Source organism: Gimesia chilikensis (assembly GCF_008329715.1).
GTDB classification, from domain to species: Bacteria; Planctomycetota; Planctomycetia; order Planctomycetales; family Planctomycetaceae; genus Gimesia; species Gimesia chilikensis.
Window position 1 is genome coordinate 438,947 of the sequence record NZ_VTSR01000032.1, and the last position, 24,689, is coordinate 463,635.

Genomic DNA, 24,689 nt, shown 5'->3' on the forward strand with positions numbered 1-24,689 from the left:
GGCCTGTGTCCGCTGGTGCGGAAGAGGCTGGAATCGATGTTATTCCGTTTCATCAGTGCCATTTTGCTGGCAGTGGCCGTCTCTCTGATCGGCATTGCGCTGGAGAAAGAGAGCCTGAAACTGAAGCGGCAGGTCAGCCGACAGCATTTTCAGCTGGAAGTGTTGATCAATTCGCATGCTAAAATGAAGCTGGCTACGCAACGCGCCAGTTCGCCGCGTAAGGTTCTAAACTCAATGGAGCGGGGAGAACTGGAGGTCGAGTCCAGTTCAGAGCCTGCGCTGACCAATCGTCGCGAAATGCCGTTGTTACAGTGGCATCTGCAGCGAACGCCACAGCAGGCGACACATCAGAAATAACAGATTTATCCCGGTGTTGAGGACAGGTGGGCAGTTTCTTGAAATCCGGTATCTCTCAATCTCGAATCAGCTGGCGGAGCTGGAGCCTGATCGTACTGGTGGTTCTTGCCTGGCTGGTCATTTCCGGACGGCTGGTTTATCTGCAGTACGTCGGTCATCGTCAGTTCAAAACGGTGGTGACCCGTCAGCAGGTGTTTAAAGAAAAAATACCGGCCCGGCCCGGGGATATCCTCGATCGCAATGGGCGTCTGCTGGCAACCACGATTGTCACAAACAGCCTCTACGTAGTTCCTCAGCGGTTGAAGGGGAATCAGAATGTGATTCCGGTTTGCGATGCTCTGGGGCTGGATCAGGGGCACTTTCTCAAGCGGTTGAAACAGAACGACGACAAACTGTTCCTGTGGGTCAAGCGGCGTCTGTCGGATACGGAACTGAAGCAGATCCGCGCATTGAATCTGGCCGATGATGCCTGGGGCTTTCGTCAGGAATATCGCAGACAGTATCCACAAGGGACACTCGCGGCCCATGCGCTGGGATTACGTGATATCGACGGCAAAGGGCAGGGAGGTCTGGAAGAGGCCTTCGATCACATGATCTGTGGACAGGATGGCTATCGGTTCCTGGTCCGCGATGCTCATGGCCGGGTGATTGAGGTCCGCAATGACTCACGGGTGGCGCCGCGGAATGGAGAAACTCTGGTTGTCTCACTGGATTCAATCATTCAGCTGTATACCGAACGTGAGTTGCAGGGGATCGTCAAAGACTGGAAACCCAAAAGTGCCTGTGCCATTGTGATGGATGTCAAAACCTGTGAAGTGCTGGCGCTGGCTTCGGTGCCGACCTTTGATCTGAATCATCCAGAAGAGATCAGAGAAACTGCCTGGAAAAATACCGCGATTGCTTCCATATATGAGCCAGGTTCAACGCTCAAGCCGTTTATCGTTGCTGCCGCTCTGGAGAAAGGGCTGATCAGTAAGGATGAAGAATTCGATTGTGAATACGGCGAGTACCGCATGGGTAAGCGTCTGCTGCATGATCATCACAGTTATGGCATGTTGAGCGTGACGGATATTCTGGTGAAATCCAGTAATATCGGGATGGCGAAAATCGGGGAGCGTTTAACGAACGCGGGACTGTATGAAGCAGTCACGGCTTTTGGCTTTGGTCAGAAGACCGGCATTCAACTGCCTGGTGAGTTGACGGGGATTGTCAGGCCCCTGAAATCGTGGAATATCTATTCAACCGGTTCTGTGCCGATGGGGCAGGAAATCGCTGTCACACCAATTCAATTGATCACCGCCCATGTGGCCCTGGCCAATCAGGGGAAACTGCTCAATCCCCGGCTGATTCGTGACCAGATCGACCACAACTACTTTCCCCGTTCCGAGGATGAGCCCGCACAGGTGCGTCCGCTGGTTTCAACTCCACTCGTCTCACCTGAGGTGGCAGACTGGTTGGTCCAGGTTCCCATGCTGGAAACGGTTGAGCGTGGAACGGGACGACGGGCGAAACTGGACGAGTATAAGGTCTTTGGGAAAACGGGGACCGCTCAGAAACCGGATCCGAAAACAGGGGCATATTCCTCACAGTTGCACGTCAGTTCTTTCATCTGTGGCGCGCCGGCTCACGATCCACGGGTACTCGTCCTGGTGGTCGTTAATGAACCATCGGTCGGAGAAAACCACTACGGCGGGACGATCGCCGGTCCCCCTGCAGCTGAGATTCTGAGAAAAACCCTCTTATACCTCCACGAGCCGTTCGACCGATCGGGCTCACACATAGAGGAACGGTCTGCCAGCCGGGTACGTAATATTCTGCGATAAGATTTTCCAGTGCCCCCGTCTTACCTGGTTTGGTGGTGAGTCACTGGTTTTGCGGTATTCGCCTCGCCGGGAAGCCCCTGAACTTGAAGTAATATTGACAAAAAACGGATTTTTTTACTATTAATCCCGTCATATCACCTCTCTCAAGAACATTTCAGACACACTAACAGCTTCCTCTCCGGTTTTCTGTCTCTCTGATTCAGGTTGTCAGAAAATCTACTTTTCGTTTTGGCGTTTCCGCCACCATTCACACATTTCCATTTCGAATTGATCTGACATTCACAGCAGATCGGATCGTTCTATGCAGGATCTCCCGATTTTTGATCGGGCAGCTCTATCATGGCAGAAGAAACAAACAAACAACCAGAATCTGAAGCAGACCCGCAATCCTCAGCGGTGACAGCTGAGGCTGAAGTGACCGAAGCTGGTGCTGCAGTCGGGGAAGATGGTTCGCGCGCTCTGCCTCAACGCCTGCTGCGGTTTGTCAGTTCGCGCTGGAAGCTGGTGGGGATTGCTGCTTCGCTTCTCGTGCTGTTGACCATCTACCTGATGAGTGGATCCAGCGAGCCGGAGAAAACGCCTCAGGAGATTCTGGCCGAATCGCTGGAACTGCTGGAAGATCGCGAAGATCCGAAGTCGTGGACCATCGCGCAGGACCTGGCTTACTCGCTCAAGAAACAGGAGTATCAGGACCCGGATTTTCCTGGTGCCTTATACTACATATTTGGAGTGGTTGCCTTTCGCAATGCGGAAGAGCTGACAGGAGAGTCCCAGGATCATCAGTACCTGATTGCCAGCCGCTATCTCAAGGAAGCGGAACGTAGAGCCATCATTCAGAAGTACCGACCCGAATGGTGCTTCGCGTATGGCTCCAGTCTTTATCAGCTCGGTTCGACGAAACTGTCACGACCGTTACTTGAAGAAGCGGTCGAGACCTGGCCGCATGGTAAACTCAATGCATCCATGATGCTGACTGATATCTACCTGGATCACAAAGCGGACGCGGAACTGCAGAAAGCATTCAAATTGAACTCCGCAGCACTGCAGTCAGACAATCTTAACCCCGTGACGCAGGATCGCCTCTACCTGCAACGTGCTCAGATCATGCTGGCTCAGGGGAAAAACGATCTGGCTGAAGAAGTGCTGACGAAGGTTCAGGAGCGGGACTCGGTCAACCAGGTGACTCTCGTCTTCCAGGCGCAGACGTTGATGGCTGAGGGTAAGTATCAGGAAGCACTGACTATCCTGGCGCCACTCAAAGATAACCTGGGACTCGACCGCAAGTTTTCCCGGCAGGCATCCTATCTGATGGGGCTGTGTGCGGAATCATTGAATGATGAAGAGGCGGCAATCGGTTTTTATGAGCAGACTACCCACCGGTATGCAGGGACTCATGAAGGGCTGGCTGCGTATCTGCATCTGGCCGAGTTGCTCCGTAAAAATGGACGTACTGAAGAAGCATTGATCGCCTACAGGACGGCTCTGCGGTCAGTCAGCAGTCCGGAGGATTTTCGTAATCGCTGGATCAGTCTGGAAGGATTTCGCAAGTACGTACTCGACGCCTGGAATGACTGGGTTGATGAAGCAAAAATCAAAAATGGTGTGACCTATTTCAGCGCCGCAATTCAATTGTCCGAATATCTGCCCCCCCTGTTGCCTGAGGTGCAGGCACGCGAACTGGCTGCGAATGCCAATCGGCGGTGGGCGGAATATCTTGAACGCAGCTACGAACAGACGACCGTCAGTGAGCAGGAGAGTCTGAAACATGAACTGCAGGACCACTGGATTCAAAGTGGTAAAGCGTATTATGAACTGGCCCGCCGTCTGAAAACGACGGATCGTTACGGAGAGATTCTGTCCATTTCTGCAGAGCATTTTCAGAAAGGTCAGGATTATGAAACTGCACTCAAGGTGCTGACCCGGTTTATCAATATCAACCCGGACAAAAAAATGCCCCAGGCACTGGTTCGTCGGGGGGAAATTCTGCTGGAACTGGATCAACTGGATGAAGCCATCAGTCATTTTGAACGGGTGATGACGAACTATCCCACCGATGTGGCTGCGTTCCAGGCAAAGTATCTGCTGGGCGTTGCACACCTGGAGCAGGATCAGCTCGAACAGGCTCAGGGGGTCTGGAAAGAGATTCTGGAGAACAGCAATTTAACGCCTCAGGCGAAACAGTGGTCGGATTCTCTGTTTGCACTGGGTAAGTTGAATTTTCACCTCGGGAAGATTGCGGGCAAAAAGCCCCAGGCGGCAGGTGGCACAGCACAAGGTGAGAAGGCGACTGCACAGCCGGGACCCTATTTTTACTTCGAGGAATCGACGCGCCGACTGCGGGAATACGTGAATCGGTACCCGGAATCAGAAAAGGTGCATGAGGCACGGTTCCTGCTTGCCCGGGCTTTGCAGAATCTGGCGGATGAACCCTTGCAGGAGATGAAAACTGCCCGAACCGAAAACGCCCGCCAGGAACTGCAGCGGAAACAGTATCGTTTTTTGAATATGGCGATTGAACAGTTACAGAGTCTGAATCGCGATCTCCGCCGGCTCGAGAGTCAGGATCGCCTCGATCCCCTCGGAAAGCGACTGTTGAAATCAACCTGTTTCGGCAAAGCGCATCTGCTGTACATGACGGGTGAGTACGAAGACGCGATTAAGTCGTATCACGATGCCGTCAATCGCTATCCACAATGCACGGAAGTGTTGATTGCCTATATGAAAATGTCAGGCTGCTATGAAAGCCTGGGTAAAAAAAATGAAGCCAAGAGCATGCTGGAGCAGGCCAAGATTATCCTGAAACAGATGCCCGATAAAGTGTTTGATTCCCGGGACAGTAACCTGGGGCGTGAGGAATGGAATCGCTGGCTGGACTGGTCGCGGGAGTTGCGCTATTCCAATCAGCAGGCGACTACGGCCAAAACTGGAAATGGTGCCTGACAAATAAGATTAACCTGTCTGCGGTTCAGCCAGGACTGTGTGATGCAGTTCGGGCAAACCGGAAACGATTTAGAAAAATGTTAAAAGTGTTATGACTTCCACACACATGATTGATTATCCGAAACTGTTTGCGGTGCGTCTGGAATACTCCAGGGCCCTGTTGAAGCTCTCCCTTCAGCAGCAGGATCTGATCGAGCAGGATGATTACACGCAGCTGCTGGATGTTCTGGGGCAGAAACAGCGGTTGCTGGGACAACTGGACCAGTATACCCGGCAGTTGCCTCAACTCTGGGAAAAATGGAAGGCCGACCGGGATCAGCTGCCGACAGATCAGCGGGAGACCTGTGAAACCATTTTACAGCAATCGGAGGCAGTGCTGTCCGAGTTGTTGCAGAACGAAGATACCAGCACGCAGTCGATGGTGCATCGACGCGATCAGACACGTGAGCAGTTAAAGTCACTCAACCAGGGGGGCAGAGTGGGTGAAGCCTACCGGGACAACCTGGCCCCGGTGACGCATCGCCATTTGAATATCGACCAGTAACGGTCACTTGAAACGATACGTAACGTTAATCTTTCAGAGATTGGTTTTTAATAATGAAGCAGAGTATGATTCATCAGGTAACATCACGCGGCGTGATCCAGGTCGTATCCGAAGATCGGATCCGCCGACTGGAAATCTGTACGCAGTTGTCAAATCTGGGCTACACGGTCGTGCCGCTGGCAGAGATTGTGCTGTCTCCGGCACCACAGCATTCCGAGGCAGATGTTTGTGTATTGCTCGATGCGAAAGGGATTGCTGAATACGCCTTCAAGGCAGAGACGCTCCCCGAGCAGAGTTTGATCCCGGTACTGTTTTATCCCGCTTTCACAGCCGGACAGGCACGTGACGCCCGACAGGCAGGTGGAGCGGGGAGTCTGGCTGGCATGGTTCCATTTGCAGAACTGAAGCCGGAAGACTCGCTGGAAAGTATCGGCCGTCTGCTCGATTCTGCGATCAGGTATTCTCGCCTGTCGCGAAAGTGTACCGGACTCATTCAGGAACTGAATACGCGATCAACGCGTAAGTTGATCGGTTACAGTCAGGCGATCCAGAATCTGCGCGACCGGATTGCCGACACGATTCATCTGCTGACTCCCGTTTTGGTGCAGGGTGCTCCGGGGACGGAATTAGCACTGGTAGCAGAGATGATTCATGATGCCATGTTTCTGGAGACGCGACCTTTTATCAAGGTGAACTGCAGCAGCCTCACGATTGAAAATGTCGAGCGGGAACTGCTGGGGTATTTTACTGATGAGCAGAGCAGCTACACCGATGAGCCCAAGTGGAACCCCGGTCGCCTCGAGCAGGCGGAAGGGGGAACTCTGGTACTGGATCAGATGCAGCTTGCCTCTCTGCCGGTGCAGTCAGCGATTCTGAAAATCGTGGAACGGAATGAGTATCTCTCTCCCGAAGACGGTCTGCTTAAAAAACTCAACTGCCGACTGTTGACGTTAAGTCATGTTCCGCTGACCGAACTGGTTGCTCAAAATCAGTTCAAACGCAAACTGGCATCAGTGCTGGGTGAGACGACGATTTCGGTTCCGCGGTTGAATGATCGCAGGGAAGATCTGGCATTGCTCACGGAATACCTGTTGAGCGAAGTTGCCCGCAGCGAGGGGACTGTTCCCAAGCTGCTGACACTGAACGGCCTGGAAACCCTGAAGCGTCACAACTGGACCGGCGATGTACAGGAGCTGCGAAACCTGATTCAGCATGTCAGTCGTGTAGACAATAGTCCTCGCCTGGATGCTGCCAGCCTGCAGCCCTGGATTGGATCCGAGGCATTAGCAGATCCCGAAGCAATGGTCGGTATGACCTTGCGGGAAATGGAACAGAAGTTGATTGAAAGTACATTTGCCCGCTGCGGGGGCAATCGTGAAAATACGGCCCAGATGCTGGACATCGGGTTGAGAACGCTTTCAGGAAAACTGAGATCGTACGGTTATCCGCCACGGGGAGGCCCAGATTCAAAACGGAACTTCACGGTCCGGCGTGCAGCCTGACCAGCGGCAGCGTTGATTGTTTATTAAGGTGTAAATCATGTTAGATCAGATTCTGAATTCCAATTCGTTGCCACTGCTGGAGAAAATGGCCGCGTTCTCAGAGCGTCGGCAGGAAGTTCTGGCGGGAAATATCGCGAACATTGATACCCCCGGGTACAAGATGCGCGATCTGCCTGTGGCCGAATTTCGGCAGGCATTGCAGGAAGCCGTTCAGTTGCAGGAAAAGCTGGCTCAGCCTGCCAACCGTTCGTCACTGTCGATGCCGGTGACGCTGGGAGAAACACGAAACCCGGAAACAGAGCTGCAGAGACTATTTCCGCGGAGTCTGTACGAAGCCCGGGAAACGTCGCCTCAGAATCTGACCTTTAATGATGATAATAATCGGAGCATTGAAGCACAGGTGATGCATATGACCAAAAACTCGCTGATGCAGCAGTTTGCGGTTGAGACCATGATGGCTCAGATGAATCAACTGTTAACGGTAATCTCTGAAAGAGCTTAAGGCCTGTAACCTGAGTGAACTCAGGAAGACCGGGTAAAGGAGCGAGGTATGTTTAAGGGAATTGATATCAGCAGCAGTGCTCTGGTGGCACAGCGTCAGAGAATGAACACAATTGCAGGTAATATCGCTGCAGTGAATGTGTCTTATGACCCTGCCAGCGACAAAGAGCCCTATTATCGGCGGATTGTGACCTTCCAGGCGGATACGGAGAGCCTGGACCAGGAGAAGTCGGGAGTCGGTGTCCAATATCATGTAAAAATTGATACAGACACACCTTTAAGAAAAACGTATGATCCCGGCCATCCTCACGCAGACCAGGATGGGAATGTTACCTATCCTAACATTGATATGGTCAACGAGTTCGTCAACGCCATGGAGGCAGGACGTTCCTACGAGGCCAATATTTCCGCAATGCAGATGTCGAAAGAGATGTTTAATACATCGTTGCGGATTCTGGCGTGAGGTGAGACTTTCAGTATCGTAAAATTCAACTTCATCTGATCTCAGGGAAGGGAACAGGATGACGAATTCCATCAGTCATATCGGAAATGCATTTGTGCCGGGGATTCCCCCGACAGGCATTCAGGAAGCAGGCACTGCCAACCCATCGGGCGGTCCTTCCTTCAAGGAACTGATGCTGGACTCACTGCATAACGCCAATCAGATCCAGCTGGACTCGCAACAGGCTATTGAAAAAGGACTGCTGGGAGGCGATATCACCCAGGCAGAAGTCTTCACCTCAGTGAAGAAAGCGGATCTGGCCCTGAAGATGATGGTGCAGATGCGAAATAAACTGCTGGAAGCCTACAACGAAGTACAGCGGATGCAGCTCTGATCAACCGCACTCAATAGCGATTCTCTTACCATTTTGACATGGACTAGTCGATTGGTTACCCCGGTATGGATACGATAAAAAAAATATATCAACAGTTCGCAAGCTTATATCAGAACATGACGGGCAGTCAGCGGGCGATTCTGCTGGCCGTCCCCCTGTTGATGATGGTTGCGTTTGGCTTCCTGTTCTTTCGCGAAAGCCAATCCAGTTATGTGTCACTTTCGCTGGGGAAAGATTTCACCACGGAAGGTGTGATTCACGCTGAAGAGGTCCTGCTGCGGGCGGGACTGACCGACTTCACCCGGAAAGGACAGCGGATCATGGTCCCGCAGTCCGAAGTGACCCGCTACAATGCGGCGCTGATCGAAGGGGGTGGGCTGCCGACTGACTGGGCATCCGAATGGCAGGAGCAGTTTGAGAAATCAAGCATGTTCGTCAGCAAGGACCAGTTGCAGGTGATGCGGGATATCGCTTTAGGGAATCAGCTGCGCAGAATGATCCGGGCCATCCCCTCGATTGAAGATGCGAGTGTGATGTGGGCCCGTTCCAAGAAACGGCTTCGCTGGAATAACACCACTCCCGAAGTCACAGCAACTGTGATGGTCAAGCCGCGTCCTGGACGGGAACTCTCTCCGACTCTGGCGAGCAGCCTGCGGGCAGCGGTCTCCACCATGGTACCTGACCTGACTGCGGAATCGGTGACCGTTTTCGACCAGTCCACCGGAAACTCTTACACGGCAGAAGATAAGAATGCCGCCTTCGATGGTAAGTTCATCAGCTGGGTCAACAAGCATACCCGAAATTACCAGACCAAGATTCTGGACTCCCTCTCTTACATTCCCGATGTAATCGTGAATGTGAACGTCGATGTGGAAAACCTGAAGCGCTACGTTGAACGTAAGCAGGAAATCAATACCGATGGCACGGTCGCACTGCAGTCGAAAGAGCAGTCGACAGAGCGGAATATCAGCCAGAAGCCGGCCCGGGCCGAACCCGGTGCCCGTTCCAATCAGCCCAATTCACTGTCGGTAGCGCGTGGTAATGAAAAGAGCGAGAAAGTAACCGAAACGAATTCAGAATCGCTGTCGGCGCCTTCCTTTACCTGGACGGAAAAAGAGTTTGTTGCTGCGATGCCGAACACGGTTCAGGTTTCAATTTCCATTCCCGAAGACTATTACGCTGCTGTCGCAGTCAAACGGGGCATCCAGAAGGGAGAATCGGATGCAGAACTGGCCACCTTCAAACAGGCGACTGATACGATCAAAGCTGAGGTGGAAACCAGCATTCAGAAACAGGTTCAGAAGCTGATTCCCTCCCAGTCGGCTGAGAATTCCGTGAGCGTTGCTTCATTCGTTCGCGTGGATCAGCAGGTACCGGAAGTGGCATTACCGATAACGGAAACCGTAGGTGAATTTGTGAGCCAGTGGGGCAGCACCATCGGTCTGGGGCTGTTCGCTCTCTGGGCACTCTGGATGCTCAATAAGAGTATGCCGGAGATTGAAGAAGTCAATACGGAGGAAGTAAACATGCCTCGCGAAAAACCGACTCCCTTGGACGATGAAGAGGAAGAGATTCGCCCCCGCAGGGAACCAACCCAGCGGGATGAAGTGCAGTTGCTCGTACGCGATAATCCGGAAGCCGCAGCTCTGGTGCTGCGGAAGTGGATCCAGTCCAAGTCGTAGACAAGTACTCCTGCGGGAGTCGATCAGTAATACAGTTAAAGAGTGGATAGAAACATGGATGATCTCCAAAAAGCAGCTGTGCTGTTACTGAGTCTGGACAAACCGCTGGCTGCAGAGGTCTTAAGTCTGATGTCCAAAGATGATGTCGAAAAAGTGACAATGATGATTGCCCGGATGCAGGATGTCACCAAAGAGCAGCAGTCCAGCGTATTGAACGAGTTCACTTCTCTGAGTGGTGAGCAGACCAATATGGAACGTGGTGGTCTGGATGCGGTGAATGAACTGCTGGAACAGTCTCTGGGGAAAGAAGGCGCCGGTTCAATTCTGGACAGCATCAATCAGACGATGAACTCGGTTCCTTTCGGTTTTTTACAGAAGTCTGGAGCGGCGAACCTGCTGACCTTTATCATCGAAGAGCATCCGCAGACCATTGCCATGATCATGTCGCATCTGCCCAGTAACCTCGCGGCAGAAGTACTGGCAGGGCTCCCATCCAACAAGCAGATGGATGTGATCAAGCGGATTGCCAATATGGAGCAGACCAGTCCGGAGGTCATTCGTGACGTTGAGAAGAGCCTGGAACATCGAATGAAGAATACATTCAGCCAGGGGACCGAAAAGGCGGGTGGTGTGGAACTGGTGGCTGAAATCCTGAACGTAACCGACCGGATGACCAACAAGGGGATTCTGGAAAATATGGATCAGGAGACACCCGACCTGGCAGACGAGATCAGAAGACTGATGTTCGTCTTTGACGATCTGGTCAAACTGGACAACAAGGCCATTCAGGCTTTGCTCAAAGAGGTTGATACCAACCAGTGGGCGGTGGCTCTTAAGGGAGCCTCCGAAGAGATCAAGCAGAAGGTGCTCAGCAATCTGTCGCAACGGGCGGCTGACATGCTGCGGGAAGAAATGGAATACCTGGGGCCGATCAAGGTCAGCGATGTCGAAGCCGTGCAGCAACAGATTGTCGACAGCGTGCGGCGGCTGGAAGATGCCGGTGAGATTGAAGTCGCCTCCGGAAGCGAAAGCGAACAGTACATTACCTGATGTCGGTCAGGGAACGAGTTTGATGTCAGGCGGTTCTGGACGCAGAGGCAGCCTGGCAGAATACAGATAAAGATGGAATTATGGCGGAACTGGAAACAGCAAAACTGTTAAAAGCAGAAGCCTTTCGAGCATTGGGTTCGAAAGTGGCTTACAGTTTTAACGACATCGAAAAACGTTGCGAAGACTACATTCAGAAGGTGCGCGACCAGACGCGTCAGATGATTCTGGATGCGCAGCAGGAAGCGGAACAAATCAGACAGACTGCCTACCAGGAAGGTCATCAACAGGGGGTGACCGAAGCACAAATGGAACAGGAGCAACTGGTACAGACCCGGGCCGAGCAACGGGCCAGCCAGCTGGTTCAGGAGCAGCTGGGAACCGTTTATCCCGCGATGCAGCAGGCCGTGGAAGCCTTGCAGCACGAACGTGTGAACTGGAGACAGATCTGGGATAAGAGTGCTATCGAAATCTGCCTGGGGATTGCCGAGAAGGTGATCCGCGCGGAACTGAATGCGAAGCCTGAGTCGGTGCGTCCCATGATGAGTGAGGCGCTGAAGCTTGCTTCCGGCACGCAGCAGATTCGCTTTCATCTGAATCCTGTCGATGTCGAACATCTGGGGCAGAACACCAGAACTTTCATCAGTAATTTAACCGGCTGTCAGAGCTGTGAGATCATAGAGGACGAAACAATTTCTCCCGGTGGTTGTATTGTCGAGACGCAGCACGGCACGATTGACGCGACCCTGGAAACGCAACTCGAGCGAATTTCAGAGGAACTGATCATTCAGAATCAGGAATAGTTTTTTCGGATGTTTGATGTATCCCAGCAGATAAAACAGATTTTGCCCTTTCGCCTGACCGGCAGGGTGACCCGTGTCGTGGGACTGACGGCTTCGGTCTCCGGATTTCCGGCACCGCTGGGGGCAGTTTGCGCCATCGATCGGGAAAATGGTCACGCCATCGAAGCGGAGGTGGTCGGCTTCCAGGATGAAGAAACGCTTTTATTGCCTTACGAAGAGCTGACCGGAATTCGCCGTGGAGACCGTGTGTCGCTGATTCAGTCGGTCCCTGCCGTGGCGGTGGGAGATGAAATTCTGGGACGTGTCCTCGATGGACGCGGACGTTGTATCGATGGCAAAAACCAGGCGATGCTTGCGGAACGGGCCAATCTGAAGGCGAAGCCGATTTCGCCTCTGGATCGTCCGCGAATCGATACACCGCTGAGCACCGGTATTCGGACCATTGATGGGTTACTCACTTGTGGCAAAGGTCAGCGACTGGGGATCTTTGCGGGCAGTGGTGTCGGAAAAAGTACCTTGATGGGACAGATGGCCCGCCAGAGTTCTGCGGACGTGAATGTGGTCTGCCTGGTGGGTGAGCGAGGCCGTGAAGTTCGAGAGTTCCTGGATCGCGACCTGGGGCCGGAAGGACTGTCCCGTAGTGTAGTGATTGTGGCAACGAGTGACGAACCGGCGTTGATTCGTCTGCGTGCCGCACATCTGGCAACCGCCGTCTCGGAATACTTCCGCGATTGTGGCAAGGATGTGCTGCTGATGATGGACAGTGTGACCCGCTATGCCCTGGCACAACGGGAAATCGGCCTGGCGGCCGGTGAGCCTCCGGCGACTCGTGGCTATCCACCCAGCGTGTTTTCCCTTCTGCCTAAACTGCTGGAACGGAGTGGTCGGACAGATTCTGGAAGTATTACCGGTTTCTACACCGTGCTCGTTGAAGCCGACGATGCGAATGAGCCGATTTCTGATACCGTGCGCGGGATCCTGGATGGCCATATCATGCTGTCGCGTAAACTGGCTCACGAATCTCACTGGCCTGCGATTGATGTGTTGCAGAGTATCAGTCGTTCGATGAATGACATTACTTCACCGTCTCATCAGGCGGCCGCGTCAAAACTGAAAAAACTGATGGCCGCTTATCAGCAGTCTGAAGATTTGATTTCGATTGGCGCCTATCAGACGGGCTCGAATGCGGAGGTTGACCTGGCGATTAAACTGCGACCAATCTGGAATGAATTCCTGCGGCAGGGGAATACGGAAAACTCGAACTTTGACCTGGCAACCCAGGGGCTGGCCAATCTGACGGCACGGATGGAACAGCTCAAACCGATGCATACAGAAGGTTCCGAAGCAGCTGCAGACGTAATGTCTCCGGCTGAGGCAGCGGGCAATCTGAACTGAAGGTAAACGGAAATCTGACTCTGACCTGAGTTTGCGATCATGAAAAAATTTCGTTTTCAATTTGAATCTGTTCTGAAAATGCGACGGCATAAACGCAGTCTCTGCCGTCAGCTGCTCGGGGAGATTCTGCAGGCAGATCAGCGTCTGGTCGAGGAGTCCCGGCGCCTGGATGCACTCCGGCAGGAACAGATTCAGGAGATCCGGCAGCGACAGGAACCGGGACGCTTAGACATCGATGCCGGTGCGAACCTGCGTTCTTACGTGGGACAGTTGCAGGCACAGTTGCGGACGGTTCAGGCCAATCGACGGCTTTTAGAAAAGCAGCTGACTGCCTGCAGACAGGCCCTGGCGAAAGCGGAGCAGGAAGTCAAGGCGATGGAAAAACTGTCAGACAAGCACCGCGAGGCATTTCAGTTTGCCCAGATCCGTAAAGAATCTCTGGAACTGGAAGAAACCTGGGCCGCGACACAACAGTCGGGAGGTCTTCGATGATGCGTTCTCTGGCTGTGATAGTCAGCGTGTTCTGTGTGGCTACGATCATTTCGCAGCTGCTGGGGGCAGGCTTTCTCTGGTTTCGAGGGCATCTGAATGCGGACGCTGTGAAAGATATTCGGCTGATCGTAACCGGTCAGACTCTGGATGATGTGGAACTGGTCGAAGATGAAACAGTGCTCCCCTCCCGGGACGAAGTGACGGAAAAACGCGCCATGCGGATTCTGGAGCTGGTGGCCCGTGAAGATGAAATCGATATGCTGAAAAGCTCGATCACGCAGTCTTCCGATGCCTTGAAACAGGATCGGCTGGCCTTTGAAGCGGCCAAGCTGAAATTTGAGGAAGAACTGGCTCTGTTAAAAGAACAGAGCCAGAGTGTCGCCACGAAAAAGACACAGTCCGTGTTGATGGCATTACCATCTGGTGATGCGGTGCAGTATCTGATGCAGGTCTCACTGGAAGAGAATCTGCAACTGCTGAAGGGCATGGATGGCAAATTTATTGCCAAGCTGCTCAAGGAGTTCCTGGTGGCCCCGGATCCGATGGTGATCAAACGCGGGAAGGAAATCTTTAAGCAGATGTCACAGGACGAGCCCTTCCGAAGTTTCGCTGACGACACCCTGGATCAACTCTCTCAGAACTGAATCGCGGTTCCGTATTTTCTCAGCTGATAGACAGCTGCTGCTCCTGAATCGGACTAATGCGGTTTTTCGCTAAAATTGTTCTATATTACGTATTCTGACGTCATGTCCTAGGGTTAATCCTGTCGAATATGATAGTGGTGAATTCGTCGATTCCTGTCGCGTTCACCACTGCGCAGTCCTCTCTGGAGGGCTGAAGGCGATTGTATTCGGATACCTGTTTAACTCTGAGGTGATGAGGAATGCCAGACGCTCCCAAGTTTTCCCTGCTGGATTTGCAGACACCAGATGTGAGTCAGTACGGCAGGCAGAACCTCGGTTTGCAGCGAGAAGCAACTCGTTCCACCGACTCTACTTATCGCAAGCAGCTTGCGGACTCGCTGTCACAAAAGCAGCAGCGGCCTGGCTCTGAAAAACCACAGCCAGATTCCCGTACCAATAACGAAGTGAATTCGGACCGGAGTCGTCCGGAGCCTCAAGCACCGCAGGCACGTTCTGCCAGTGAGACACCCACTCCGGCAGAGCGAGAGCAGCAGACGCCGCGTTCTCAGGAAAATCGTAATGATGCGGTTGAACCTGGTCAGAACGCTGTTGAGCAGTCAGCGCCAGTTCAGGATACAAAGCCTGTTGCAGAAGATAGGACAGATGCTGGTGAAGTCAATGAGAGTGCCGTCCCGGTAGAATCGGGAACGCCGGTCAAGGAAAAGTCGCCCCGCTATTCACTGTTTCAGGGGAGTGCCGCGTCTGCAACCACTCTCGAACAGGAAGTGACAACCGGAGATACGGAAATTCGTCCACCGGCGAATTTTCAGTTCTCAGAGAATCAGAACCTGGTCAAACTGCAAACCGATGTGACTGAAACCAGACCGGTGGAGTCCCTGCCGATTCCAGAAGGGTTGGCCGAGCTGCTCAAGACTCAGGAAGTCTCTACGAATCAGACTGAGACAACGTCCCTGAATGAGACACCCGGAGATGTCGAGGGGGAGCAGCAGCTCCAGGGCGCGGGACAGTCAGAGGAAATCATTGATGCTGTTGCCAATGATCAGCAGGCTGCTGAAGAAGGGCAGTCAGTAGAGTCAGCGGAGCAGCTCAAAGGGGTTAAGCAGACCGAAGATCAGCAGGCTGCGAGCCAAAAGTCCCAGGATGAGCACTCAAACTCAGACAAGGTGAAAAGCGATGTCTCCCAGGCAGCACAAGAGGCTGCCCAGCAGCAACGTTATCTGAAAGCACAGCAGCAGAATCCAAATGAAAATCATCCGCAGCAGGGACAGGATGCCGGTGACGCGAATCCGGGTCAGCAGGTCGCACAGGCGGTGATTGATCAGGTTCAGGAGCAGACCGAGAAAGCCGGTCCTGATAAAACGGAGACGACAGATGAAAAATCAGAAAAGAAGGTCGATGGGGACAAGGTTCTGCCAGAACAGAGTGCACTGAACCAGACGAATCCGCATCCTGCAGCAGCGTCAGCGGCGACTGATGCCTTACAGAAGGCCCTGACAGAGGCAACGAAGCCTGGTCCGCTCGCGCAGGAACAGCATGCCGGCAATCAGAATAGTCACGATCAGTCGCAGACTCCTGCTACAGGGCTGGGACAGACGACAAACGTTGCCACAGAGAATCAGGCAGCCGCTCCGACCGGTCCCGTGGTTGACGCGAAGCAGGTTGAGCAGTTGATGGATCGAATCGCGAGTGCCGTGCGGCAGTCTCAATCGACGGGGCAACAGCTCAAAATCCGGTTGAGTCCACCCGAACTGGGAGCATTGCAGATCGAAGTCTCCCTGAAGAATGGTGAGTATTCCGCCAAACTGGAAGTTCAGAACAGGCATGCCCAGAAAGTCATTAACGATAACCTGGCCCAGCTGAAAGAAGCCCTGGTCAAGACGGGCGTCTCGCTGGATCGGATCGATGTGCAGATCAATACCCACTCCAGCGAGGATCAACGCTCGTCCCAGTCTGATTCGCAGCAACAGTCAGGGGCCGACTTCAATTCCAACGACTTCTCAGATCAGTCGGGGGATGCAGAGCAGGGCCATGATGAGCGTGCCTATGCTGACGAAACCATACAGCGTGAGGATGTCGAACAGGAAGAACAGAACCGACCCCATGTGACCCGGTCGCAGGGAGTCGCTACCGAGAATGTCGAAGAGATCGACGTTCAGATCTAATAGTCCCCCCCTTGTTAACGGAATTTAAGGAGTTGCCAGGATGGCAGTCGATGCAGTGAGCGGAAGCAGTGGAGCCAGCAGTTCCACAAACGTGAAGGTGGTCGATGCCGATGAAGTCGGTTTCAATGGTTTGACCGCCGATAATTTCATGAAGTTGCTGATTACCGAGTTGCAGAACCAGGATCCGACAAACCCGATGGGGAATGAAGAGCTTCTGGGACAGATTTCCAGCATGCGGGAACTTCAGTCGAATATCGAGTTGTCAGATACGCTGAAAGAGATTACCTCCGGCCAGTCGCTGACTCAGGCCGCCGGTCTGATCGGGAAGCAGGTGGAAGGACAGGACAGTTCTGATAACTCGGTGTCCGGTGTGGTGGAACGTGCTTTCGTACGCGATAGCAAAGCCTACGTTGCCGTTGGTAATTCCGAAGTGCCGGTGTCGTCGATCACCTCGGTACAGGAACCAGCAAGTGAATGATATTTCAGAGGTTACAGAATCAGCTTCATTTGAAGCTTGCCTGAACCGACCGAAATTTAAGAAAAATGGGAAGATGATCAGGATCAGTTTAGACGATACACAGAATACTGCTGTGGTACAGTTCTGACTGATGCTGCGCAAAAACGAACCTAAGGATTGGGTATTAACCTGGTTGATTCAACCGAGGAGTTGTCATGGGATTGACGTCTGCATTAAATACATCATTGGGTGGTCTGAGCCTGAATGAAACCAGCATCGATGTGTTGGGTAACAATATCGCCAACGCTGGCACCAATGGTTTTAAAGCCTCTAATGTGCTGTTCACGACGCAGCTTGCTCGAACCTTAAGTGTGGGTTCACGTCCTTCCTCCTCAAACGGTGGTACGAACCCTCGCCAGATCGGTCTGGGGGCCTTGAGTGCTTCGATTCGTAAGGACTTCACTCAGGGGAGTGTGACCAACAGTACCAGCCCCTCCGACCTCGCGATTCAGGGAGATGGTTTCTTTATTCTGGACAGCCCCGATGGTCAGGTATACTCCCGGAATGGTAACTTCGAATTGAACAGCTCGAGCCTGTTGACCAACCAGAGTGGTTATCTGGTTCAGGGGTATGGCGTTGATGAAGACTTTAACCTGGTTAAGACTACTCTGACTGACATTAAAGTTCCCCTCGGGGACTTGAACGTGGCCCAGGCAACCAAGAATGTTGAGATTGGTGGTGCATTACTGCCGACCGGGGAAATTGGAACCCAAGGCTCGATCTTGACGACAGGGAACTTAACTGATGCCGGGAACGCGAACGCGGCCATTACTGGTACGACATTGCTGACCGACATCGAAGAAACGATTGGTACGCCGCTGTTTACTCTGGGAGAAACACTGTCATTTACGCCCAGCAAAGGGGGGCGAACTCTGGATCCATTGACCATGCAGGTAACGGCAACCACAACTGCCGCTGATTTTGCCAGCTTTATGGACCGAACTCTGGGGATTCAGAATGGCGGTGGCATTCCCAATGATGCGACCACTGGCGCTCAACCAGGAGTGACGGTGACTGCCGGTGGTGCTTTTCAGATCGTGGGGAATACCGGGACCGTGAATGATATCTCGGTGACCATTGGTAATATTACTTCCGATGGCTCAACTGTACCGATGGCGTTCACGAAAAGTGAGTCTGCGAATGGTGAAAGTGCGATTACCGACTTCGTAATTTTTGACTCACTGGGTGAACCGGTGACGATGAAGATGACCAGCTCGCTGGAATCACGCTCTTCCAACAATACGGTCTTCCGCTACTTCCTCGAGAGTGCAGATGACAATGACGGTGATATCGCGGTCTCCAATGGAACGATTACGTTCGACAGTAAGGGGAATGTGACTAACTTCACCCCTTCTACATTCGGGATCAGCCGGGTCAATACCGCTGCTGATGAAATGGATGTGTCCATCGACCTTTCGAACATCTCCGGTATTTCGTCTGCGTCGGCAGGGAGTACTCTGAAACTGGACCTGCAGGATGGTTCGGATCCGGGAACGCTGTCCAGTTTCGTGATTGACGAAACGGGGATTATTAACGGCGTGTTTGACAACGGTATTATCCGGACGCTGGGACAGGTGACACTGGCCCGGTTCTCCAACCCACAGGGTTTACTGGAAAGTGGGAACTCCACGTTCCAGGAAGGGGTCAGTTCTGGTCCTCCGTTCCTGGTGACGCCTGGTAACTTTGGTGCCGGTACGATTCGTGCCGGTTCAATTGAACTTTCCAACACCGACGTCGGTCGAAACCTGGTTGACCTGATCGTGGCTTCCACGAACTATCGAGGGAACGCCCGTGTGATCAGTTCCGTACAGCAGCTGGTTGACGAACTGCTGGTGCTGGGACGTTAATCGGATGATTAAGCAGGGTTCCAGCAGAGGGGCTGGTTTGACCACCGCCCCCGGGAGACTGGTGGCATGATCAAATTGACCCGACTGAATGGTGAAGAGTTTGTTGTCAACGCGGAGCTGATTCAGAGTATTGAAAGCAGACCCGACACGTTTATTACTTTAACTTCGGATGATCGCCTGATTGTACGGGAAAGCGTAGAAGAAGTGGTAAAACGTGCGATCGCTTATTCGCGTGCGATTCGACTGGTGCCCGGGCTGTGAGACAGATTCTGGTTGATTGAGCAATTATAACTTGTGATGGTGAGGGGCCTGCTCTCCGGTTTGCTGCGATCCGGATTTGAGTGAGTCCACTGACATCAGGGACCTTGATAGAAATGGATAAGGCAACAGCCGGCGGACTCGTTTCAGGCATCATATTGCTGCTGCTGGCGATCTTCATTGCGCCAGGGTCAAGCTTCAGTGCCTTTATCGATATTCCCTCCGCTGCGGTGGTGGTCGGTGGGGCGATCGCAGCCTGTTTCATCGCCTTTCCGGGAGCAGCGATGCTGCTGTTTCCCAAGGTACTGAAAAAGGTCTTCTTTCCCCAGCAGCCGGAACTGGCTCCCGTGATTTCTCAGATCGTTGAGTTTGCTGAAATCGCCCGTCGCGACGGGATTCTGGCTCTGGAAGCCAAAACGGAAGAAATCGAGGACCCTTTCATTCTACTCGGCGTTCAGATGGCGGTGGACGGGACCGACGTGGATCTCATGGAACAGATTCTCCGCACTGAGATGGAAGCTGTGGCCGGTCGTCATAAAAACGGCAAATCACTGATGGATACAGTTGGTCGATACGCACCGGCATTCGGGATGATTGGAACCCTGATGGGGCTGATCATCATGCTGGGGAACATGGATGACCCGGAAGCCATTGGCCCGGGTATGGCGGTGGCGTTGATCACGACCCTGTACGGGGCACTGGTCTCGAACCTGTTCTTTCTCCCTTTTGCCGACAAGCTGGCTTATTACAGTAAACAGGAATTCCAGGTTCGGGAAGTCATCATTAAAGGGCTGATTGCAATCCAGGAAGGGGATAATCCCCGGGTGATTGAGCAGAAGCTGAATACCTTCCTGCCGGCAGACCAGCGTGTCAGCAAAGACGGTCAGGCTGCCTGATGTTCTCAATCTGTCAAAGGAAAGGAGGCGATTCAGATGGCGATGCCTGAAGAAGACGGACCTCCTGGCGTTCCGGAATGGGTGGTCACCTATGGTGACATGATGTCGTTGTTGCTGACATTCTTCATCATGCTGGTGTCCATGAGTGAGATCCGTAACGACGAAGGATCCGTGCGTGCCATGCTGGATTCGCTGCGGGAGCGATTCGGAACGCATCACGGCACAGCCGCCGTGCCGGGAAAATCGCTGGATCCTACCAGTAACCGCAGTAAGCCCGCCTCCAAGGGGACCAGCTCTGACGGTGGGACTAAAATGGGCAAAGCGGACTCTTCGGGAGGAGGCGGCCCTTTTAAAACCGTGGAACGAATTAATACAGGAACCGAGGTGACCCTGGGGGGGGCAGCCTGTTTTGATCGATTTTCTGCGGAGCTGACTCCTGCGCTGAAGAAAAAACTGGATGTGATTGCGGAGGTGCTGCTGCCCACTCCCAATCGGCTAATCGTACGGGGGCATGCCTCGCCCGAGCCTTTACCAAAGGACTCAAAATTCCTGGATTCCCAGGAAATCTCTTTCTATCGGGCCAAAAATGTAGCAGAGTACCTTAAGGGCAAGGGAATTGCACCCGAACGACTGATTGTCAGTTCAGTGGGAGATGCTGAGCCACGGACCATCACACGCGACCCGCAAGAGCAATACTTGAATCGTCGGGTTGACGTATTTTTGATTGATGCGTATATAGACACTCCGCAGACAGGTAAGCGTTGAGTTCTACAATCAATTTTGCCTGATCGGCGTTCCGGAAATCGCTTTGTAATCAAATACAGAGCCTGATTGGTCTAATCAAAACCGCCGAAGTGGATGCAGAGGGGCACATGATGTGTCCCTGCGCCAACAGAGTGCGAGAGTTCAAGGAGGAAACTCGTGGCAACAGACACCGAAACAGAAGAGGCAGGTGTCGCAACAGAGGCAGTGGCATCCCCCGAAGAGAGTGCGGCCGCTTCCGGCCAGTCCAAGGCCCGGTTACTCAAGATTGGTGGCCTGTTACTGCTGGTCATCATGCTGCAGGTCGGGATCTCCTACTGGCTGTTGACACCTGATAAACCGGCGGAAGTCGCGGAGGAATCTCTTTCCAGGGAAAGCGAAAATCTGCAGGTTTCCACGGCTGAAGTGAACATTGAAAACTTCAGCGTGACGAACAATATCGCCGAACCCGGAGCGACCATCCATGTGACCTTCAACCTGGTGGCGCTGGTCGAGCAGGGCGCAGCCGGTGATTTTGAAACCATGGTCAAAGAGACGAATAAAGCCCGCGTGAAGCAGGCCGTGATTGAAGTTGTCCGTAAGTCGAGCCTGGCAGATCTGAATGATCCCCAGTTGAGTACGATGAAACGGATGATGAAAGAGTCGATAAATAAAGTTCTTAAGAAGAGCTATGTCATTGAGACGGTCATCAGTGAATACCGGACCATGACGCAATAGTGCCTCCCCGGCAGAACAGGATACGATTGTGGCTGAAGATAATGACGATCTTCTGGATCCTTCCGAAATTGAGAAGCTCTTAAACTCGCAGGGACAGAATGCGCCTGCAGAACCTCCCTCTGGTGAAAGCGCCTCTCAAAGTGCAGGGGACGACCTGCTGGATCCCTCCGATATCGAGAAACTGCTGCAGAATGCAGGATCGAACGAGGGGGTGAAGCCATCGGGTTCCGGAAATGTGGTCAATAATGATGATATCGATGGACTGTTCAGCCAGCATGGTGCGTCATCAGATCAGTCCGGTAGCCCGTTTTCCGCATCGCATGCAGACACAGAGGCGCTATTAAACCAGGCGGAAGCCAACCTGGCGGCAGCAATCTCTCCTAACCTGGGGCCCGGCCATGGTATCCCCGGAGATCTGGGAGGAACGAAGGCATTTGAGTTTCCGAATTTTGAATCGATGACAGGCAGCCCGGAAGAGGCGATGGCCCTGTCATCTCTGCAGAATGTCGAACTGGATCTGTGCATCGAACTGGGACGTACGGAACTGTTGATCGAAGAGGTCCTGAAAATGAAAGAGGGAGTGGTTGTTCCTCTGGACAAACTGGCGGGGGACCCGGTCGATATTCTCGTGAATGGCCGCATTATTGCCCGGGGCGAAGTCCTGGTGCTGAATGATAATTTTTGTGTCCGTGTTGCCGAGATTATTTCTCCCGAACTTTAAGAGTCACGCCGGGGAAGGGAGTTTCCCGGCTATGTGAGCCCCAATCCCGTAAGAGGCGACGTAAAGGATTCCATGATTCGTCTTTGCATTCTTGCCGTACTGACGTTGCTCTGCCTGCTGATCTCAGCGGTGCGAAGCCAGGCTGCCGAACCTGCGTTTCAGTCACGGCCATCTGAATTTCGTCAGCCCCGTGAAATGTCCAGTAATCCCAATACGTATTCCCGGACGGCACAACGGGGAGTGGCTCCGACTACCATTGGTCGGGAGAGTCTGAATCGGCCACAGCCGGTTAATTCCGGAATCGCTCCCTCACAGACGCGCAGCCTGCCTCAACTGAGAGTGCCCTCAGAAGCAAAGCCAGCTGCGAATCCGATTACTCCCCTGGATCGACAGAAACAGGCGAACTCAACAGCGGAAGATCAGGCATCTCCACGACGGGTGCCTTCCATCTGGGGGACATTCGGTGCGCTGGCACTGGTGATCGGCATAATCCTGATCGCAGCGAAAGTGATGAAAAAACATAATCCTTTGTCTGCGAAAACGCTGCCACGCGAAGTGCTCGAGGTTCTGGGAAAACGGCCACTGGATGCCCGTCAGACCATTCACTTTGTGAGATGCGGCAATCGGATCCTGATTCTGGGATCATCGCCCGCGGGTCTGGAGACCTTAAGCGAAGTGCTGGATCCGGTCGAAGTCGATCTGATTACCGGCATGTGTCGCGAGCAGGCAGACTCGTCTCGTGCAAATCAGTCGTTTCTGAACCTGTTTCAATCTACTCAGCAAAAAACGCCACCAGCGCGAACTGAGCGAAAGCCGGAACGTGTGCAACCTCCGGTACGTTCTGAAGCGGAGCCTGAAACAACTCAGGACGAATATCCCGAATTTGATTCTGCCATGTCCCGGTTGCAGCAGAAACTGTTACAGCCCTCCCGTCATTCCCTGAATGAAACCGGGGACCGCGATCATGTTTAAATGGAGCGAGGGGGGACAGCTCCGAAATCTGGGAGCCTGGTTGTGTCTGTGCTGGTTACTGACAGGGACAGACGCTCTGCAGGCACAGACCACAACGCAGAATCAGGCACTCTCTAACCAGGGAGTGGGCAGTCAGAGTCTGCAGAATTTCCCGGCGCAGGCCGATCCCAACGTGCAGCCTGCTTCTGCTGAAAAATCAGGAGTTCCCGAGCTGCTGAATGTGGAGCAGATGACGTCGCCGGAAGGTCTTAATTCGACCCTGAAGCTGTTTCTGTTACTGACTGTTTTAAGTCTGGCTCCGTCGATTCTGATCATGACGACCTGTTTTATCCGGTTCGTGATCGTATTCGGATTGTTGCGTCAGGCACTGGGAACGCAGCAATTACCGCCGAATCAGGTACTGACTTCCCTGAGCCTGTTTCTGACGTTCATGGTGATGGCTCCCATCTGGGAGAAAGCCTATGAGGAAGGGATCGTTCCCTACACGAATCAGACGCAACAGGCTCCTGTATCGCTGGAAGACGCATTTGAAAAGACGGTTGCTCCCCTGCGAAAGTTTATGAGTGATCAGATCGAACTCACAGGTAACAGTGATACGGTCTGGATGTTCCTCGACTATCAGCGACCGTTGCCCGGTTCTCCCGGAGCCGCGGACTATAAAGCACCCAGCGACTACGACGAAGTCCCATTGAGTGTGCTGCTGCCGGCCTACATGTTGAGCGAAGTCAAAACCGCGTTTCTGATCGGCTTCCAGTTGTATCTGCCTTTTATTGTGATCGACATGGTGATCAGTTCGATTCTGATCAGCATGGGGATGATGATGTTGCCCCCGGTGTTGATCTCATTACCGTTTAAAATTCTGTTATTTGTCTTGATTGATGGCTGGTTGCTGACAGTAGGCATGCTGCTGGAGAGTATCAGGGCCGTAGGATAAATCCCGGCGCTCCCGTTGCGCCCGGAATTGCGTGAAAACACAGGTGTGAGTTTATGGATACGTCAACCGTTGTAGATCTGGGGCGAGAAGGACTGCTGATCATGCTGGAAGTCAGCGGCCCGGTCATGCTGACCGCAGTCGTGGTCGGTCTGGTGATCAGTATCGGCCAGGCGGTGACCCAGATTCAGGATCAGACCATCAGTTTCGTGCCTAAAATCATCATGATGGTGCTGGCGATTCTGTATACATTGCCCTGGATCACAGCCCTGATGATGGAGTATAGCACCAGTCTGATCACCAACATTCCGTCGCGGCTCTGAAGCCGACCTCGAAACCT

The 24,689-nt window shown here is 53.1% G+C and carries 25 protein-coding genes; all 25 read left to right on the forward strand.

All coding sequences use genetic code 11. The features are described 5' to 3' along the window. Positions 1-36 precede the first annotated feature (36 nt). The 25 genes from FYZ48_RS26450 (at position 37) to fliQ (ending at position 24,672) form a co-directional block, all read left to right on the forward strand. Positions 37-357 carry a hypothetical protein gene (locus FYZ48_RS26450; protein ID WP_149345515.1) on the forward strand — a complete coding sequence of 107 codons (321 nt, stop codon included), beginning with the start codon at positions 37-39 and terminating at the stop codon, positions 355-357. Between the two features lie 38 nt (positions 358-395). Beyond that, positions 396-2,180: a peptidoglycan D,D-transpeptidase FtsI family protein gene (locus tag FYZ48_RS26455; protein WP_149345516.1), complete on the forward strand. Its 1,785-nt coding sequence runs from the start codon at positions 396-398 to the stop codon at positions 2,178-2,180. 339 nt (positions 2,181-2,519) lie between these two features. Then, entirely contained in the window at positions 2,520-5,120 is a 2,601-nt protein-coding gene (locus FYZ48_RS26460) for a tetratricopeptide repeat protein (protein WP_149345517.1), read from the forward strand. A gap of 91 nt (positions 5,121-5,211) precedes the next feature. Further along, a complete protein-coding gene (locus tag FYZ48_RS26465; RefSeq protein ID WP_145440633.1) occupies positions 5,212-5,664 on the forward strand; it encodes a hypothetical protein in 453 nt (150 codons plus the stop codon). 65 nt (positions 5,665-5,729) lie between these two features. Then, positions 5,730-7,166 carry a sigma-54-dependent transcriptional regulator gene (locus tag FYZ48_RS26470; RefSeq protein ID WP_187782238.1) on the forward strand — a complete coding sequence of 479 codons (1,437 nt, stop codon included), beginning with the start codon at positions 5,730-5,732 and terminating at the stop codon, positions 7,164-7,166. A gap of 37 nt (positions 7,167-7,203) precedes the next feature. Continuing rightward, entirely contained in the window at positions 7,204-7,668 is a 465-nt protein-coding gene (locus FYZ48_RS26475) for a flagellar basal body rod protein FlgB (RefSeq protein ID WP_145039387.1), read from the forward strand. A 48-nt stretch (positions 7,669-7,716) separates the two neighbouring features. Beyond that, entirely contained in the window at positions 7,717-8,130 is a 414-nt protein-coding gene (gene flgC, locus FYZ48_RS26480) for a flagellar basal body rod protein FlgC (protein WP_149345519.1), read from the forward strand. A 58-nt stretch (positions 8,131-8,188) separates the two neighbouring features. Further along, a complete protein-coding gene (gene fliE / locus FYZ48_RS26485; protein WP_145183119.1) occupies positions 8,189-8,503 on the forward strand; it encodes a flagellar hook-basal body complex protein FliE in 315 nt (104 codons plus the stop codon). A gap of 116 nt (positions 8,504-8,619) precedes the next feature. Then, complete coding sequence (locus tag FYZ48_RS26490) at positions 8,620-10,185, forward strand: hypothetical protein (protein ID WP_187782239.1); 1,566 nt, start codon at positions 8,620-8,622, stop codon at positions 10,183-10,185. Between the two features lie 54 nt (positions 10,186-10,239). Continuing rightward, positions 10,240-11,235 (forward strand): flagellar motor switch protein FliG, encoded by a 996-nt coding sequence (gene fliG, locus FYZ48_RS26495; protein WP_145183125.1) that lies wholly within the window; start codon positions 10,240-10,242, stop codon positions 11,233-11,235. 80 nt (positions 11,236-11,315) lie between these two features. After that, entirely contained in the window at positions 11,316-12,035 is a 720-nt protein-coding gene (locus FYZ48_RS26500; RefSeq protein WP_149345521.1) for a FliH/SctL family protein, read from the forward strand. Positions 12,036-12,044: 9 nt separating this feature from the next. Further along, positions 12,045-13,430 carry a FliI/YscN family ATPase gene (locus tag FYZ48_RS26505; protein ID WP_242022779.1) on the forward strand — a complete coding sequence of 462 codons (1,386 nt, stop codon included), beginning with the start codon at positions 12,045-12,047 and terminating at the stop codon, positions 13,428-13,430. Positions 13,431-13,469: 39 nt separating this feature from the next. Then, positions 13,470-13,922, forward strand: a complete 453-nt coding sequence (locus FYZ48_RS26510) for a flagellar export protein FliJ (RefSeq protein WP_145183130.1) — start codon at positions 13,470-13,472, stop codon at positions 13,920-13,922. Beyond that, on the forward strand, positions 13,919-14,566 hold the full coding sequence (locus FYZ48_RS26515; RefSeq protein ID WP_149345522.1) for a hypothetical protein: 648 nt from the start codon (positions 13,919-13,921) through the stop codon (positions 14,564-14,566). Before FYZ48_RS26510 ends, FYZ48_RS26515 begins: the two co-directional genes overlap by 4 nt. A gap of 239 nt (positions 14,567-14,805) precedes the next feature. Beyond that, positions 14,806-16,728: a flagellar hook-length control protein FliK gene (locus tag FYZ48_RS26520; RefSeq protein ID WP_149345523.1), complete on the forward strand. Its 1,923-nt coding sequence runs from the start codon at positions 14,806-14,808 to the stop codon at positions 16,726-16,728. A gap of 40 nt (positions 16,729-16,768) precedes the next feature. Next, on the forward strand, positions 16,769-17,206 hold the full coding sequence (locus FYZ48_RS26525) for a flagellar hook capping FlgD N-terminal domain-containing protein (protein WP_149345524.1): 438 nt from the start codon (positions 16,769-16,771) through the stop codon (positions 17,204-17,206). Positions 17,207-17,400: 194 nt separating this feature from the next. After that, positions 17,401-19,092: a flagellar hook-basal body complex protein gene (locus FYZ48_RS26530; protein WP_149345525.1), complete on the forward strand. Its 1,692-nt coding sequence runs from the start codon at positions 17,401-17,403 to the stop codon at positions 19,090-19,092. 66 nt (positions 19,093-19,158) lie between these two features. Then, on the forward strand, positions 19,159-19,353 hold the full coding sequence (locus FYZ48_RS26535) for a flagellar FlbD family protein (protein ID WP_149345526.1): 195 nt from the start codon (positions 19,159-19,161) through the stop codon (positions 19,351-19,353). 113 nt (positions 19,354-19,466) lie between these two features. Beyond that, a complete protein-coding gene (locus FYZ48_RS26540) occupies positions 19,467-20,246 on the forward strand; it encodes a motility protein A (protein WP_149345527.1) in 780 nt (259 codons plus the stop codon). Positions 20,247-20,282: 36 nt separating this feature from the next. Further along, on the forward strand, positions 20,283-21,011 hold the full coding sequence (locus tag FYZ48_RS26545) for an OmpA/MotB family protein (protein ID WP_149345528.1): 729 nt from the start codon (positions 20,283-20,285) through the stop codon (positions 21,009-21,011). 156 nt (positions 21,012-21,167) lie between these two features. Continuing rightward, positions 21,168-21,725: a hypothetical protein gene (locus FYZ48_RS26550; RefSeq protein ID WP_149345529.1), complete on the forward strand. Its 558-nt coding sequence runs from the start codon at positions 21,168-21,170 to the stop codon at positions 21,723-21,725. A 28-nt stretch (positions 21,726-21,753) separates the two neighbouring features. Then, complete coding sequence (fliN, locus tag FYZ48_RS26555) at positions 21,754-22,446, forward strand: flagellar motor switch protein FliN (protein ID WP_198422287.1); 693 nt, start codon at positions 21,754-21,756, stop codon at positions 22,444-22,446. Between the two features lie 72 nt (positions 22,447-22,518). Beyond that, positions 22,519-23,418, forward strand: a complete 900-nt coding sequence (locus FYZ48_RS26560) for a FliO/MopB family protein (RefSeq protein WP_149345530.1) — start codon at positions 22,519-22,521, stop codon at positions 23,416-23,418. Then, complete coding sequence (gene fliP / locus FYZ48_RS26565; RefSeq protein WP_242022780.1) at positions 23,411-24,352, forward strand: flagellar type III secretion system pore protein FliP; 942 nt, start codon at positions 23,411-23,413, stop codon at positions 24,350-24,352. The genes FYZ48_RS26560 and fliP overlap by 8 nt, the downstream gene beginning before the upstream one ends. Positions 24,353-24,405: 53 nt before the next feature. Beyond that, complete coding sequence (fliQ, locus tag FYZ48_RS26570) at positions 24,406-24,672, forward strand: flagellar biosynthesis protein FliQ (protein ID WP_145039433.1); 267 nt, start codon at positions 24,406-24,408, stop codon at positions 24,670-24,672. Positions 24,673-24,689: the final 17 nt, after the last annotated feature.